Source organism: Klebsiella sp. w6, from assembly GCF_033100215.1.
GTDB classification, from domain to species: Bacteria; Pseudomonadota; Gammaproteobacteria; order Enterobacterales; family Enterobacteriaceae; genus Klebsiella; species Klebsiella variicola.
On sequence record NZ_CP136907.1, the window covers coordinates 3,110,350 to 3,123,127 of the forward strand.

The window sequence follows — 12,778 nt, forward strand, 5'->3', positions numbered from 1 at the left end:
GATTAATCTCCAATTTCATCTAAGAATTTTTTATTACTATTGATAGTCCCAGGAGTAACTCTGGTTTTTGCCAAGGCTTTTTTAATTAAATTTAATACTGCCAGAGCTTTCCCTTTTACGCCTTTATACTCCTTAATTGTTAACTGCTCTCTTACTGGATAATCCTCCATTTGGTATTTTTGTCTGTCACCATGTTCATCTAAGTATGAAACCTCCGCATTGCCATACTTAGTAGCCAATGCCATTTGAATTTTTGCATCATCCGGTAAGTCAGTCATAACCGCTTTATTGAAGCTTTTATAACTAGCGGACCATTTTGAAACCCGTTTATCCTTCAACTCTTCCTCTCGACGTTTCAGTTCACCCTCTATTATCTGATCATAAGCATCCGAATTGGAAAATGTAACAACCCCATCATATCTTTTGTAACCTTTTTTTGGCAATTCAAGAAACTCTGTTATTGAATCTGCCGATGTAAGTTCTTCTATTTCTAAACTGTGTTTTTTAAAAAGCCTTGTAGCTTGAATACCAAGTATATCATTTAAAGCATCGATGAGAGGAGTTCGAGCTGGTAAACCTTTTGTATCATGGATTGCAAGTGTATGAGTTTTTGGGTCGAAAAAAAACTCTAAATCGTATCGTCTGCTACTGGTGTTACCTTTCGATCTATATTCGGTTTGGCCGCTATTTGTATCTACCAAAACATTGACATCATCAAATTTTAAAAAAGAACCATAAATAACAGATTCATTCTGAACTTCATCAAATTTGTAAATAGTCACAGAAAAAGGAGCGAAATACATTTCACCACGCATTTTCATTGCGATAGAACTGAGTTTTCTATTATTCTGCTTACATTCATTAATAAGTGATTGCACCCCTTCGAAAAGGCGACAATAGCCATCTACCCCAACTTCAGTAACACTCTTATCAATAGGTAGAAGTTGAACATTGTAAAATTTATAAATAGCCATAATTGCTTGTTCCATGCGATTTTTATGGCATCACTGTAATTTCTTGTAATGTTTTTTTCAACTTTGAAATAGGATAAGTCCAAAAAAATTAAACCTGTTCTTTCATACAGCTATGTATGTAAAAACAGGCCCGCTCACGCTAAATCGATGAAATATAATATCCCACCATTTAAATCTTACATGACAACTTCGGACAAAATCAAGCATTATGCGCTTAAAATGCAAAATAATGCGACCATTTACTCAATCAGCTGTTGCGCGTTGAAACTCTTTATCTGCCCTCTCCTCTTCCTTCCAGCACTGGTCCACCAGCGCATCGCAGAAAGGTTTCCAGTTGCGTGTCCATGTTCTGATGTGCAGGTCTGGGATAAGCGTCAGAATCGCTTTGTAAGCAGCAGTAGAAGGCATCGTTGAAAAACCATTCCCCGAACAGCGCTCACAGATTTTATATACCGGTGCTCCCTGCTCTTTTGTCGCTTTGCGGTCCAGAACCCGGCCAGAGCCACCACAGCGGCAGCGAGCGTTTACTTTCCCCTTACCGTCACAGGCTTCACATTTAGCGCTTATGCTGGCTGTTACTTCAGTCCACTTATCCCAGTCGGAAGGACGGACAGCACGGGATTTTTTAGCCCAATATGGTGCTTTGCCCCACGGATTGGAAACTTTGCGTTCCGTGGTAGTGGTTTTAATCTTTCCGGTGCCATTGCATACCCTGCAGACTCCCGTTGTTTCCGCGGACCGGGAATATTCCGCAAAAGCAAACTGCGCCAAAATCACGCAGCAGCGACCCAGCTCTTTACCCGCTGTTTTGCGTACGTTCTTCGGTGCAGTTTCAATCGCATACCGCGCTAGCGCCTGGACGGCCAATTGCTCATCTGTCCTACTAATGCCAGCCTTTCCGAAGAAAGCGGCCAGGCCGAAGCGCGCACGACTGCTGGTTGTACCGATGGCCGCCATCACATCTGTTCCGGTCAGGCGATTTGGTGTTGTGCTTTTCACGTCGTCGCTGATGTGCATACCCTGAAGGCTGAAATGTTTTAAGGATGCTTCGAGTTTCATGCTTTCAGTAACCCCTCTTGTTTCCATATAGCCAAAGTTCTGAGCACGCCTTCGGCATGCATCAGGCGCAGTTCGTCGCGGGTGTAATCAGTGGTTTTCTTTCTGCCATCGATGAGATCGTGGCAAGCATTACAGGCAATAGCCGCCTGGGTATCGTCCGGCTTGCATCCAGTTCCGCAGGTACCCGCCAGGCGATAATGCGCCAGTACGCTAGTTTCAGGATTGCCATTGCAGTACCCGGGGATCCGTACCGTGCATTCGCGGCCTCGGGCCGCTTTGCGAAGGTTCGCCATACTCACCCCCACATCCTGTTGCGCCAGCGAGAGTCTGGCCGCGGCGGATTTTTGTCCTCCACCAGCTGCGCGCTGACGGTCCATGTCATAAAGTCAGGGTTTAAGCTTCGTTCGACCTTTACGCCCCGCTGGCGATATCTCGCCATCAGGTCGTCGGCCTGCTGCGTTGTGCATTCGTGATGGTGAAACCATGAGTATTTCATCGGCATCACCCCGCGAAGCTTAAAAGCTGGTTTGCGGCGTTCTCAGCTTCCTGCAGGCTGTTGAACGAACGAGAGAGGATCCACCGCCAGAGAACATCCAGCGATGCTTTGTACAGTTCCTGAAATTCGCATTCGTCCATGCTGGCGAAAGATATGCTACGAGGGTGTTTTTTCAGTGTACCGTCCGGCAGCTGTATGGCGTCATAGTGGCCGGCTTCAACGATGACCCACGCCCGGTAAGCATCGAAAGATTTGCAAATACTGATATAGCCGGATCGCTTCTCGGCTATACGGTCGAGATATTGCCCGGCGGCATCAAGTAACGCCGATTCACTCCCGCCATATGCAGCAAGGAATTTGGCGTAACCTGTGATAAGCCTGCGCTCATTAGACGAAATCGCCCCGCCGGTAGGTTCCCAATATTCAAAACCGAGATTGAGTAAAGCAAAGTAACGGCGGTGAAACGCCGGATTGCGGACAAGCTTAAAGTCGGCCTCCAGAACGGCGCCGAGCTTGCATTTTGATTGCAAGAAATCGCTGGTCTCCTGCGTGGCAGGGATCAGTAAACCTTGTGACTGCTTTATTAAGTGCAATTGCGCCATGGTTTCTCTCCGTGGCGCAGTAGGTCAACGGTTGTTCAGGCCGTTGATTTCATATTATCAGAAGGCGGGATAACCCGGTAGCCGAGGCGATGCAGAAAACTGGTCATTGCGTTAAGATTAAATACTCCCTCGTCCTCAAGCAGTGGTCGCATAGAAGTAACACCATTTGCCGTGTATACCAGAACCCGGCCTGCTGCCCTGATGCTGCCAACAACTTCACCTGTAGAACGTTTAACCAGATCGTAGTACTCATTACTCTCATTGCGCATCCCTACCTCCCGGAAGCAAAACTATATACTGTGTTTTTATACAGTATAAATTAATGTTAAATCACTTACATGTGAAAATTTCACGGTAACGGAAGATATGATGGCAGATGAAGATCGTCCTACAAGCCCCTATTTTCAAAGGAGATAATCAAAATCGAAACTTTGGTGCATTTGTTTATTTTTACCGGTTGACGGAGGTAAAAGCTTTGCACGTTGGCCAAAGGCATATTTTGTGTGTTGTACAAGTCCCTATTTGATCAATGCAGTGATGAAATAGCAAAATATGATATTTAGTTAAAATAACCGAAGATTTTGCAGCATTAAAACCCAAATTATTTGGAAATATCCATATGACATATTGCACCGCCCTTCAGACAAAAGATGAGTAATGGTTAATGACAAGGAACAAGTGTTAATAAACACCGGTGCAGGTTTGGATAATTAGGTGGAACTTCTGATGTTCTGTCTGGCCTCCTCCTGATAGTGTGCACCAGGACAAAAGTGCCCCCTTATCGCAGGTAAGGTGGAAGTGGAACTTAAGAAATCGTCGTGGTAGTTGTTTGTTGTCTCACGCGTCACTTCCTGAAAGCTAAAGTGCTGCATGCAGAGCGCACAGGTCACCGGAATTGCTCAGGCTCCGATAGCATGTGCCATACTCTCAAAATCAATCATTTATCTCAGAGCCTATTGGAAAAGTTACAGGAGTTGATACTTCGCAAGAGTAGCTTTAACCTCCTTGCGCAAACCATCTGAATCCAACTCGCTCTCTCTTCTCACGGAATCCGATGTATAACACTCAGCAAGAATAAAAAGTTCAGCCGCACACTCTCCAATATCCTTACTGTCTTTTGTAAGCTGACCAGTTCTCCCTTCATTTCGCCACATATTGAAAAAATGGGTTTCGAATTCATCTGCAGAAATTTGTAAGGACACTAGTTTCCTTGCAAGTTTTATCAAATTCATACTCATTACAGAACTCCCTTTTCAATATTGTTAACATCATATAGCCAGTCTTGTATCAAATGTCAGTCCGAATATAATCATCGTTCTTATCTAATACAACCTAATGGTCAGTTTTCGGATTATAATACACCCTTAAGCATTTTTCCTCATAGGTAAATGCCATTTCAAGGACATTTTTCAGCCAAATGGACTTCTTTTGCCTCCTGAGTGTGGTAATAATTATTGGGAATACTTGGGGAGGTAATGGGGTGGCACAGCGTTAAGATAGCCCGGAGATAATACTTCTCTGGCATATTTCTTGTCACGATTTGAGAATCAGTCGGGAGGTAACGCCATTGGAAAGAAACAGCTTCAGGTTCTTACACATAGTTGCGAAATTTCCGTTATGCAACCTTATGCCTTCTTGAGGGAAGTTCACGCTTCACCTTAGCAGAGGTCAAACGCTGAATGAAAAAATCGCCGATGGATTTCGCCATCGGTGACAGGTGTTGCTTTGAAGTTTTGTGCGCCATGTGTCCCCACTTGGCGCCGGATAGCAGGTGTCAGTTGTTCAGGCTGGCAGGTGTATTATGGGCAATTGATTACCGTAAATCAATTGCCCTTAATAATAAAACATTAAATCGGGTACCAAGGAAAATAATCCTTAGAAGAGTTATTGTTATTCGCTTTTTTCTGTTGATTACATGTATCACAAAGTAATTGAATATTGGACACATCGTTAATTCCAAACCGCGCCAATGGTACAATATGATCGTAATTAGTTTTATTATATATATTAACCAACCCCGTAAGGTCTTTTTTACATATAACACATCGGCCTTTGTCTCGATGGTAAACTGCCTTCTGTACCCATTTAGGAATCGTTAATCTTTTGAGGTATCCATTCTTAGTGGTTTTTTTAACATTGAAATCATCTGGATTGAAATCAAGCCCACGTGACTCAGCGATCATCTCATTGTATAACCTAAGCACAGAGCGATCCCCAAACAATATATAAAAGATTTCCTTGGTTGTTTGCTCCAGATATTTCTTATATAATTCCCCTTCATAAAATAAACATAAGAAATCTTCGAGATCAGAGATGCAACTTTCCTTCAAATTTTTATCATTATCACTTAAATATGCAAGAAAATACCGTCTCAAACTCGCAAAGGAAACTATTGCTGCATCGACTGGTTCAGAAAAAGAAGTGGAATATTGTTTAAATGCATTTAATTGTTCATCAAGGTTGTCATGAGTTAATTTTTCTGCGTACACACTATCCACTATGAACTCAATAAAATCATGGAAATGAGACCATTTTGGGAAGGGCTTTTCAAAAAAAATAGAACGACCATCCCCATGGTAATCGTTAAGACCTCTCATGTAAGCACTCTGGTTGTTAAGTACGTTTCTGATAATATTACAAAAGTAATAAGACTCATAATGTTCATACTCTTCGGTTTCTTTACTCGTAAAACTCATACTTCTTCTCCAAATGCTATGGAATATAAAGCCATCTTATTTCAAGCTACATTTTTTTCAATCGAGCAAATTTCTGGTAAATTAGCCCTAACCAGCGCCTCAGCGAACGGGGGCGGAACGGCATTACCACAACGCGCAACCTGCTTATCCTTCGCATACTTCACACCTCGGTAATCCTGGTCGATGATATACCACTCAGGGAAGCCCTGCGCGCGGTAGAGCTCATGCGGCTGCAGCATGCGCATGCCGATATGGGTTTTTACAATTGTCATAAGATTTCCCGTGATGACGATGCCGGCGTACAGGTAAAAATCATTTCCTGAATATCGAGGAAACGCTGGAATACAGGACAACCAAGCAGGCTGTAATTCATCCCCGACGCTGCCTTTGGCACCATCCCAAGCCGTTTCATGTCAAAGTCGATGAGAGCCCGCTGATCGCGGAACAGCCCCAGACGACCATGCCGGACAACCTCCCCAGTCGCTTCTGCTTCGGAAAAATACCGCTGGACAGTAGCGCGGCTCAGCCCCAGTTTTTTCATTGCCTCGGCGGTCGTGAGTCGCCCCTGATGCCTGGTGATCCGAATCACTGCGCGGACGTACTCTCTGCGCTCAATTGCTGACAATGCTCTAGCCATACATACCTCACTTAACGACGCGCAAATGGCGCACGTTTTGGCGATAGCTGTCCCATTCAAAATTCACCCACATACCGCCGTCCATCTGGAGACGGTCAAGGATCCGCATGCCCAGTGTTTCCTTCAGCGAGTCATAATTCAGGTTGGTTAGGATGCCTACAGGCCGCATGGAGGACAGTCGGCGATCGATAACCTGATTCAGGATGACTTTTTCACCGCTGCTTCCGCGCTGAATACCCACCTCATCCAGAATGAGCAGGTCCACGTGGCACAAATCGTCCAGCAATGACGCCTCTGACTGCCCGCCGTCGTAACATTCCCGAACACGCAGCATGAGATCCGGAATGGTTACCACCAGCACAGAGCGACCACCAGCCAGCAGGTGATTTCCGATTGCCGCCGCCAGATGATTTTTCCCGGTGCCTGGCGCTCCGCTGAATACGAAGCTCGCAAACCCTAAGCCGAATTGCTGCGCGTAACTTTTCGCCATCGTGAGCGCCCGACGCTGGCCATCCGACTCAACCTGATAGTTCGCGAATGTGCAGCCGCGGTGCAGATCCTGAATTCCTGCACGTCCAAAGATTTTCTCTGCACGTGCGCGCTGGTTTTGTTTTTCCAGTTCCTCACAGCGCTTACGGCCTTCTTCGGCTTGCCAGGCACGCCATTCATCAACGCTGCCGAATTTTGGCTGAACACCAGGGGGAATGAGTTTTTTCAGTCGTTCCAGTGCATTCCCGGTACCAATCATGTTTTTCATCGCTACCCCCTGAATCCCGATGGGATGGTTTTGTCAGGTTCCGAAATCTGATTGGGATCTCGTGCGCCTGGCGCCTGCTGAATCGCCCACGGTTCGCTGAAATGCATACCAGGGCCAAAAAACGTTTTCGCCTGTTTCACGTACTGCGTGTTGAGGATTCCCTCGGCTTTAACGAAAGCCGCGTAACGCACCACTCCTGCGAAGATTTCCGCCGTAGTGGTTCCATCCCTGATTCGGGCATTCCAGGCTTTGAAAGCATCTGACTTGCTGTTTCCCCCTGCCCGCCTGGGATAAACCGACCAGACCTGCTCGAAATCATTCGGGTATATTTTTTGGGAATCAGGTTTATCGCTTTCGTCCTGGTTTTGATCTGCTGGGGGTGTGGCGGAGCCATGCCCCGAACTATCTTCTTCCTGATCCTGTTCCTGCTCCTGATCCTGTTCCTGGTTAAGGAACGGTTCGAGAACCCTTTCGGAACCCTTTAGTTTTGCGATGCCGATGTGGGATATTGCCGAGGCTAAAACCCGCGCCAGCTCTGGCTTAACCGTAGAGGTGTCCGGGACCTGATCAAACAAACGCAGTGCTGCAATTCCCTGGTTTGGGTTTTCAACTGAATTCCAGGTCAGAAAGTTACGAATTAGCACCCATTTCGATGACGAATCACGCGTTGCGAAACCGTTAGCCGATAGTTCATCAAACCCTTTCGAAACCCTTTCAGGAGTCCAAGCTAAGTCTTCCGAAACATATCCATCAGGCAGCCGGAAACACCCAATCATGTTCGTGTGTTGCCCGGTGAGCAGGTACAGCGCCAGTAACCTGGCATCATCCGATACCCGGCGCATTCCATCGCTTATCCAAAATGATGTATGCACCTTGCCGTAATCACGCATAGAGACCCCGTTGTTGCTTAAACTGGTGTGTTTTCATCACCAAGCACCCACCGCAAAGCCGCTGCGTATTCGCCGCTGGCGGTTTGAAGTTGCTGGGTGATTTCCTTACGGGATTTGAGACGAGGCTTTGTGTCGCCGAGGACAGCGCGCTGGCGGCGAGCTTTCTCGTGGCCAGTTACACCCTCTGCCGCTGCCTCTAACTGTTTGACCGTTTCCCGTTGCTTTTCCGGTGGCATATCGACCAGCTGACGCGCTTGAGTGACAGTGACTTTTCCAGCCTCAACCGCCGTCTGGACGGCCTGCGTAGCATCCAGTAGAGCCACGGTTGCCTGAACCGTTTTTACGCTGCAGCCAAAAAGCAGGGCAATGTCATTTTCGTCATGACCGTATTCCATTTGCTGAACCATTTTTTTGGCCCGGCCCAGTGGGGTATCTGGTTGAGTTATCTCGTTTTCGCTGACCATGTATTTGGCCATTTGAATTGCTGAGCCGCGCTTAGCTATACCGGGTACCGGCCAGGGTTCCAGCCCTGCCCGCTTTCTCCTGGCGTTTGCTTCCATTGCGTTCTTTACGCGCTGCCGACCTGCAACCACGCATGTTTTCCCTGTCTCTGGGTCCTTCCACACGATAATCGGTTCGAGTACCCCAAGCTCCATGATGTTGAGGATCACAGCTTCATTAAGCGGTAGGTGTACTCGTTCGTCGTACAGCGGGTGTGTTGTATCGGTAACCAGATGCAAACTTTCCGGTTCGAAAAACAGAACATTGCTTTTGCCGCTGGCGCCATAAGCGTCGATAGAATTTTTAGCCATGGGCGCCCTCGTTATTGATATTCAGTTGGTTCGTGTTCATAATTTCCCCTGTGAATTGATCCAGTTAATTCGCAACGAAAGCCGTAGGTGTTGCAGCACCGCGGCTTTCACCTTTCTGAACTCCAGCATCACGTCACCCCCAGCATTGAAGTGACAATGGCCATCAGTGGCGCTGTTAACTCCGGATCTATCCGGAACATCTCGACTATTCCCTCGCTCAGTTCTTTCAGCTTCTGATGGCGTGGTGCCCCCATAGCAACGGCAACCTTCGCTTCGCTGGTTTCTTTCTCCAGACGAGCCAGTCGGGACATAAAACTCTCTTCGGGCAATAGACGGTGGCGGTATTCCAGAGGAAGAACGGCCATGATTGCCGGAGTAAGAAGACGCACATTCTCGCGATACCTCTCTGATTCAGTAGGATTGTCCAGGTAGCGAAAAAGCTTCTGCCGGGCACGGCTGATGTCATCAGGAAAGTCGATCTCCTCGCCGCCCTGCTGCCGCCATTCCTCGACGATGTACGCAGACACAACATCCTGACCTTCAGCCGCTGCCCAAGCGCGAACGGCGGAGCGAATGTGGTCGTGCTCTGCCACTATCGGCTGATTTCGCTTTATCAAGGCGCCGGTCTTGAATCCGGTATTTTGTTGAAAGGACATTATTTGCATGATCCGGCCTCCTGTTTCGGAAGGCCGTCAGTTGGATTTGGATAGAGATCGGGGCGCAATTCGTGGGGAGTAACGCCTGTAGCCTGAAAAATAGAGGAAATACGACCCTGAGGCACAAGCCCTCCACAACGTTTTTTCCAATGACTAATTGTCATTGAGGATACGTCCAATTTTTCAGCCAACTTTTTTGCGTTACCGGCATTTTTTATGGCTTTCTCTAATGCATTCATAAGTGACTCCCTATAAGTTACGAGTCAAATTAAACATTATGTTTATTTTAATGTCAACTTTATGAATGTTGTTGGCGTAAACATTTAGTTTAAAATCGTGATATATGAGAAAAAATACGCACCAAGCAGATAACCCGCAGGTTCAGCGGCTTAACGAAATCATTGAGAAGAAGCGCATATCTAAAGCGGATATAGCGAGGATTTGCGGTGTGAGCTCTCAGTCTGTTAACAACTGGTTTGTGCGCGGTGCCATAGGAAAAAGCTCCGCCATCAAACTTGCTGATGCGCTTGGTGTCAGCCTTGAGTGGGTTTTAGGCCAAGATGTGGGCTCTAAAGACGGGTTGAGACCTGACGAACGAAGGTTGCTTGAGCTTTACAACCAACTGCCAAACGAAGAAGAACAACAGAACATGTTGCGAGTCGTGTCACTGCGCCTCAAGGAACTCGACGAGTTGTACGCCAAGTACATGGGGCGGCGGATTAAGGGCGATTCGGAGTAACACGACGCTGACGTACAGGAAGCATGGGTAGTTGGCGGAAAGATTATACGCTTAAGTGAATTTTTTTATATTTGGGCGACAGCATTCACAACCATGATTTTTAAAGTATTTTTTTGTAGAAATGATTGCCAGTAATTTTGAGGTCGTTTTTTTTCTTACACACAGTAAACTTAGGGTAAAGTTATGATATCGGAACAGGCGGAAGTTGCTAACGACATGGTTGATACAAACAAGAAATATTTGATTTGGAACAATAAAGGCGGCGTCGGGAAAACGTTTCTAACCTACAATCTTGCTGTTGAGTATGCAATTGCTCACCCTGATGAAGATGTGGTTGTTATTGACGCCTGCCCTCAATCGAATGTTTCCGAAATTATCTTGGGCGGAAATGGTGTTGGTGAAGAAAACCTAAACCAGCTTCGGGATAGAAATACAACGATTGCTGGATATATAAAAGAGCGCTTTAGCTCCTCTCCTCTTTCTCGAATGGGTAACGAGTCTTCATACTTTGTAAAGGCTGACTCGGTTAACCACAAAATGCCAAAAAATCTTTATCTTTTGCCCGGTGATGTTGACTTAGATATATGCTCTAGGCTTATCGCACATATCGGCTCCTCTCCAGTCAAAGAGGCATGGAAAAAAAGTCGCTCACTTTTGATAGATCTTATTGCGTCATTTGAGTCAGACAAAACCATTTCCGAAAGACCTAAAACATTTTTTATTGATTGTAACCCTAGCTTTGCTAGTTATACAGAACTCGGCGTGATCGCATCAAATAGAGTAATTATTCCATGTACAGCTGATGCTGCCTCAATTCGTGGTATCAAAAACTTAGTTAAATTGATTTATGGAGTTTCTATTGATAGCACTGAACAAGACGAAATGTTCCTTGATTTCAACAAGGAAGCAAAACAAAGTAAAATAGAATTCCCCAAGCTACATCTATTCGTCCAAAACCGATCGCGAACCAACGAAAGCGACGCTGCAAAAGCGTTCAAGTCGCACGCTGAAGAAATAAAAAGAATCACATCTGAATTATTAAAAACACATCCTCATTTATTTACTGATGAAAGCATTGATGATCGCGTTAAGCACGTAAAAGATGGTAACACTCTTGCCGCAATCATTAATCATGAAGGCTGCCCATTAAGTGATCTTCAACACAAAAGTTACACTATTTATGGTATGGCAACACAAGCAAATAAAGCTCAAATTGATGCTTTAGAAGCTGATGTAAATGGTGTTGTCTCCTGTATCTGATTAGTTAACTTGATATTGTAACCAGAAATTAATATCTATTTACAATCCACAACCCGGCCACCGCGCCGGGTTTTTATTGCCCTTCCCACAACAGTTATGCCGCGTCCCTGTTAGCCCCCTTCTCTATGTCTAGCGTTCCCGACTTCCCACATGTTGTTCGACCAAGTGACCATCCACTACCAGCTCCACCACAACCATCCTAAATGCATCAGTATCAGCTCCGCCTTATCCTCATCGTAATCCACACCCTCCACTTACTGATGATTTTCCAACCGACAACTGCTTTAAAAAGATGCTGCAAAGGCCTATACACATTCAAAATTAAACTTTTTGTTTATATTTCTAAACTCATTTAGTTGACACAATTATAAACAAAGTGTTTAATTGCCTCGTAGCAACAATCCACCGAGGCATGGAGCCCACGAAGTAGCTGCCGGCGGCATACGAAACACCGGATGAGGTGGAGAAATCAACGCGCAGTAGGTTCAAACGTTCCGCTGGCCGGCGACAAGGCAGAGGTTGAAATGAGTAAACAAGGCATCAGAGTCATGGTCATTTCGGCAGTAATTGGACTCTTCATCTGGATCGCGCTCTTCAGCGCACTGAGGGGATTGTTTCTATGAGTGATTTCGCACGCAAGCCCGCTCGTCAGCAGGCTGTTCGTTTAAGTCCGCTGTCAGCTTTCATCCGCCGGGTGTGCTACATGCTCGCGCAAAAAGGAGACCCTTCATGAGCACGATGTTTGCCCTGGTTCTCACCGTTAGCATGCTGACGGGCGGTAATCAGGATGTCCTGCTCGGCGTTTACGACAGTGAAAATGACTGCAAGGCAGCCGCAGAAGAGCAACACGTGAAAGCTGAATGTTATCCGCTGAAAGGTGTACTGGACGAGCATCCGGCCGGGTTCACGGTGCAAATGTAGGGGGAAGAATGCAGAAGAAATGCGGTTACTGCCGTAAAGCAATCGAGGGAAAACCAGTGGTAAGCACCCTGTTGTACCTCCAGGGGAACCAGCTCGCACGGAAAGAAAAAGAGTATTGCTCTGAACGTTGCGCCTCTCACGACCAGATGGCTCACGAGGGCTAACGTAAACCCGCCGAAGCGGGCTGTACGTCCGGTGCCACCGACCAAAGTTACACCGGAAATTACCAAAACCAATGACCACCCTGAATGGGCGCTACCAATGGCCCGGGGGATTCTA

18 protein-coding genes and 1 pseudogene are annotated in these 12,778 nt (G+C 46.3%); 4 read left to right on the forward strand and 15 right to left on the reverse strand.

The genetic code is table 11. The annotated features are described in order from the left end of the window. Nucleotides 1-2: 2 nt before the first annotated feature. The 15 genes and pseudogenes from R0140_RS15390 to R0140_RS15460 form a co-directional block, all read right to left on the reverse strand. Nucleotides 3-989 (reverse strand): DUF4747 family protein, encoded by a 987-nt coding sequence (locus tag R0140_RS15390; RefSeq protein ID WP_223398025.1) that lies wholly within the window; start codon nucleotides 987-989, stop codon nucleotides 3-5. Nucleotides 990-1,217: 228 nt separating this feature from the next. Next, nucleotides 1,218-2,033 (reverse strand): antitermination protein, encoded by an 816-nt coding sequence (locus R0140_RS15395; protein ID WP_317703841.1) that lies wholly within the window; start codon nucleotides 2,031-2,033, stop codon nucleotides 1,218-1,220. After that, complete coding sequence (locus R0140_RS15400) at nucleotides 2,030-2,326, reverse strand: DUF1364 domain-containing protein (protein WP_049110741.1); 297 nt, start codon at nucleotides 2,324-2,326, stop codon at nucleotides 2,030-2,032. Before R0140_RS15400 ends, R0140_RS15395 begins: the two co-directional genes overlap by 4 nt. A gap of 2 nt (nucleotides 2,327-2,328) precedes the next feature. Then, nucleotides 2,329-2,535: a hypothetical protein gene (locus R0140_RS15405; RefSeq protein ID WP_032436033.1), complete on the reverse strand. Its 207-nt coding sequence runs from the start codon at nucleotides 2,533-2,535 to the stop codon at nucleotides 2,329-2,331. Continuing rightward, entirely contained in the window at nucleotides 2,535-3,131 is a 597-nt protein-coding gene (locus R0140_RS15410) for a DUF1367 family protein (RefSeq protein ID WP_049110739.1), read from the reverse strand. Before R0140_RS15410 ends, R0140_RS15405 begins: the two co-directional genes overlap by 1 nt. A gap of 35 nt (nucleotides 3,132-3,166) precedes the next feature. Then, complete coding sequence (locus R0140_RS15415) at nucleotides 3,167-3,400, reverse strand: hypothetical protein (RefSeq protein ID WP_023304767.1); 234 nt, start codon at nucleotides 3,398-3,400, stop codon at nucleotides 3,167-3,169. Nucleotides 3,401-4,096: 696 nt separating this feature from the next. Beyond that, the gene (locus tag R0140_RS15420; protein WP_023304766.1) at nucleotides 4,097-4,369 is read right to left on the reverse strand and encodes a colicin immunity domain-containing protein; all 273 of its coding nucleotides are present in this window, start codon (nucleotides 4,367-4,369) and stop codon (nucleotides 4,097-4,099) included. A 609-nt stretch (nucleotides 4,370-4,978) separates the two neighbouring features. Continuing rightward, nucleotides 4,979-5,827: an HNH endonuclease gene (locus R0140_RS15425; protein WP_317703842.1), complete on the reverse strand. Its 849-nt coding sequence runs from the start codon at nucleotides 5,825-5,827 to the stop codon at nucleotides 4,979-4,981. A 41-nt stretch (nucleotides 5,828-5,868) separates the two neighbouring features. Beyond that, nucleotides 5,869-6,081, reverse strand: a pseudogene (locus R0140_RS15430) (DNA cytosine methyltransferase); the annotation flags it as partial. A gap of 14 nt (nucleotides 6,082-6,095) precedes the next feature. Beyond that, nucleotides 6,096-6,464, reverse strand: coding sequence for a DUF977 family protein (locus R0140_RS15435; RefSeq protein WP_040199673.1), 369 nt, complete (start codon nucleotides 6,462-6,464; stop codon nucleotides 6,096-6,098). A gap of 7 nt (nucleotides 6,465-6,471) precedes the next feature. Beyond that, complete coding sequence (locus R0140_RS15440; protein WP_317703843.1) at nucleotides 6,472-7,221, reverse strand: ATP-binding protein; 750 nt, start codon at nucleotides 7,219-7,221, stop codon at nucleotides 6,472-6,474. A gap of 2 nt (nucleotides 7,222-7,223) precedes the next feature. Beyond that, complete coding sequence (locus R0140_RS15445) at nucleotides 7,224-8,111, reverse strand: hypothetical protein (protein WP_004190702.1); 888 nt, start codon at nucleotides 8,109-8,111, stop codon at nucleotides 7,224-7,226. Between the two features lie 17 nt (nucleotides 8,112-8,128). Next, on the reverse strand, nucleotides 8,129-8,923 hold the full coding sequence (locus R0140_RS15450; protein ID WP_040206296.1) for a ParB/RepB/Spo0J family partition protein: 795 nt from the start codon (nucleotides 8,921-8,923) through the stop codon (nucleotides 8,129-8,131). 128 nt (nucleotides 8,924-9,051) lie between these two features. Continuing rightward, a complete protein-coding gene (locus tag R0140_RS15455) occupies nucleotides 9,052-9,588 on the reverse strand; it encodes a toxin YdaT domain-containing protein (protein ID WP_064160997.1) in 537 nt (178 codons plus the stop codon). Further along, nucleotides 9,579-9,818 (reverse strand): transcriptional regulator, encoded by a 240-nt coding sequence (locus R0140_RS15460; protein ID WP_074182544.1) that lies wholly within the window; start codon nucleotides 9,816-9,818, stop codon nucleotides 9,579-9,581. Before R0140_RS15460 ends, R0140_RS15455 begins: the two co-directional genes overlap by 10 nt. Nucleotides 9,819-9,922: 104 nt before the next feature. On the opposite strand from R0140_RS15460, the gene R0140_RS15465 reads away from it, so the two are divergent. The 4 genes from R0140_RS15465 to R0140_RS15480 all read left to right on the forward strand — a co-directional run bounded on the left by R0140_RS15465 (nucleotide 9,923) and on the right by R0140_RS15480 (nucleotide 12,663). After that, nucleotides 9,923-10,318 carry a helix-turn-helix domain-containing protein gene (locus R0140_RS15465; RefSeq protein ID WP_032421495.1) on the forward strand — a complete coding sequence of 132 codons (396 nt, stop codon included), beginning with the start codon at nucleotides 9,923-9,925 and terminating at the stop codon, nucleotides 10,316-10,318. Between the two features lie 183 nt (nucleotides 10,319-10,501). Beyond that, a complete protein-coding gene (locus tag R0140_RS15470) occupies nucleotides 10,502-11,578 on the forward strand; it encodes a ParA family protein (protein WP_064160996.1) in 1,077 nt (358 codons plus the stop codon). 729 nt (nucleotides 11,579-12,307) lie between these two features. Further along, nucleotides 12,308-12,499: a YdfD/YebW family protein gene (locus tag R0140_RS15475; protein WP_040217592.1), complete on the forward strand. Its 192-nt coding sequence runs from the start codon at nucleotides 12,308-12,310 to the stop codon at nucleotides 12,497-12,499. Between the two features lie 8 nt (nucleotides 12,500-12,507). Beyond that, complete coding sequence (locus R0140_RS15480) at nucleotides 12,508-12,663, forward strand: YdaE family protein (protein WP_023282477.1); 156 nt, start codon at nucleotides 12,508-12,510, stop codon at nucleotides 12,661-12,663. Nucleotides 12,664-12,778: the final 115 nt, after the last annotated feature.

Excerpts from the sequence above, each read along its gene's own strand:
- R0140_RS15390 (WP_223398025.1), bottom strand. The coding sequence starts at position 989 with ATGGAACAAGCAATTATGGCTATTTATAAATTTTACAATGTTCAACTT.
- R0140_RS15395 (WP_317703841.1), bottom strand. The coding sequence starts at position 2,033 with ATGAAACTCGAAGCATCCTTAAAACATTTCAGCCTTCAGGGTATGCAC.
- R0140_RS15400 (WP_049110741.1), bottom strand. The coding sequence starts at position 2,326 with ATGGCGAACCTTCGCAAAGCGGCCCGAGGCCGCGAATGCACGGTACGG.
- R0140_RS15405 (WP_032436033.1), bottom strand. The coding sequence starts at position 2,535 with ATGCCGATGAAATACTCATGGTTTCACCATCACGAATGCACAACGCAG.
- R0140_RS15410 (WP_049110739.1), bottom strand. The coding sequence starts at position 3,131 with ATGGCGCAATTGCACTTAATAAAGCAGTCACAAGGTTTACTGATCCCT.
- R0140_RS15415 (WP_023304767.1), bottom strand. The coding sequence starts at position 3,400 with ATGCGCAATGAGAGTAATGAGTACTACGATCTGGTTAAACGTTCTACA.
- R0140_RS15420 (WP_023304766.1), bottom strand. The coding sequence starts at position 4,369 with ATGAGTATGAATTTGATAAAACTTGCAAGGAAACTAGTGTCCTTACAA.
- R0140_RS15425 (WP_317703842.1), bottom strand. The coding sequence starts at position 5,827 with ATGAGTTTTACGAGTAAAGAAACCGAAGAGTATGAACATTATGAGTCT.
- R0140_RS15435 (WP_040199673.1), bottom strand. The coding sequence starts at position 6,464 with ATGGCTAGAGCATTGTCAGCAATTGAGCGCAGAGAGTACGTCCGCGCA.
- R0140_RS15440 (WP_317703843.1), bottom strand. The coding sequence starts at position 7,221 with ATGAAAAACATGATTGGTACCGGGAATGCACTGGAACGACTGAAAAAA.
- R0140_RS15445 (WP_004190702.1), bottom strand. The coding sequence starts at position 8,111 with ATGCGTGATTACGGCAAGGTGCATACATCATTTTGGATAAGCGATGGA.
- R0140_RS15450 (WP_040206296.1), bottom strand. The coding sequence starts at position 8,923 with ATGGCTAAAAATTCTATCGACGCTTATGGCGCCAGCGGCAAAAGCAAT.
- R0140_RS15455 (WP_064160997.1), bottom strand. The coding sequence starts at position 9,588 with ATGCAAATAATGTCCTTTCAACAAAATACCGGATTCAAGACCGGCGCC.
- R0140_RS15460 (WP_074182544.1), bottom strand. The coding sequence starts at position 9,818 with ATGAATGCATTAGAGAAAGCCATAAAAAATGCCGGTAACGCAAAAAAG.
- R0140_RS15465 (WP_032421495.1), top strand. The coding sequence starts at position 9,923 with ATGAGAAAAAATACGCACCAAGCAGATAACCCGCAGGTTCAGCGGCTT.
- R0140_RS15470 (WP_064160996.1), top strand. The coding sequence starts at position 10,502 with ATGATATCGGAACAGGCGGAAGTTGCTAACGACATGGTTGATACAAAC.
- R0140_RS15475 (WP_040217592.1), top strand. The coding sequence starts at position 12,308 with ATGAGCACGATGTTTGCCCTGGTTCTCACCGTTAGCATGCTGACGGGC.
- R0140_RS15480 (WP_023282477.1), top strand. The coding sequence starts at position 12,508 with ATGCAGAAGAAATGCGGTTACTGCCGTAAAGCAATCGAGGGAAAACCA.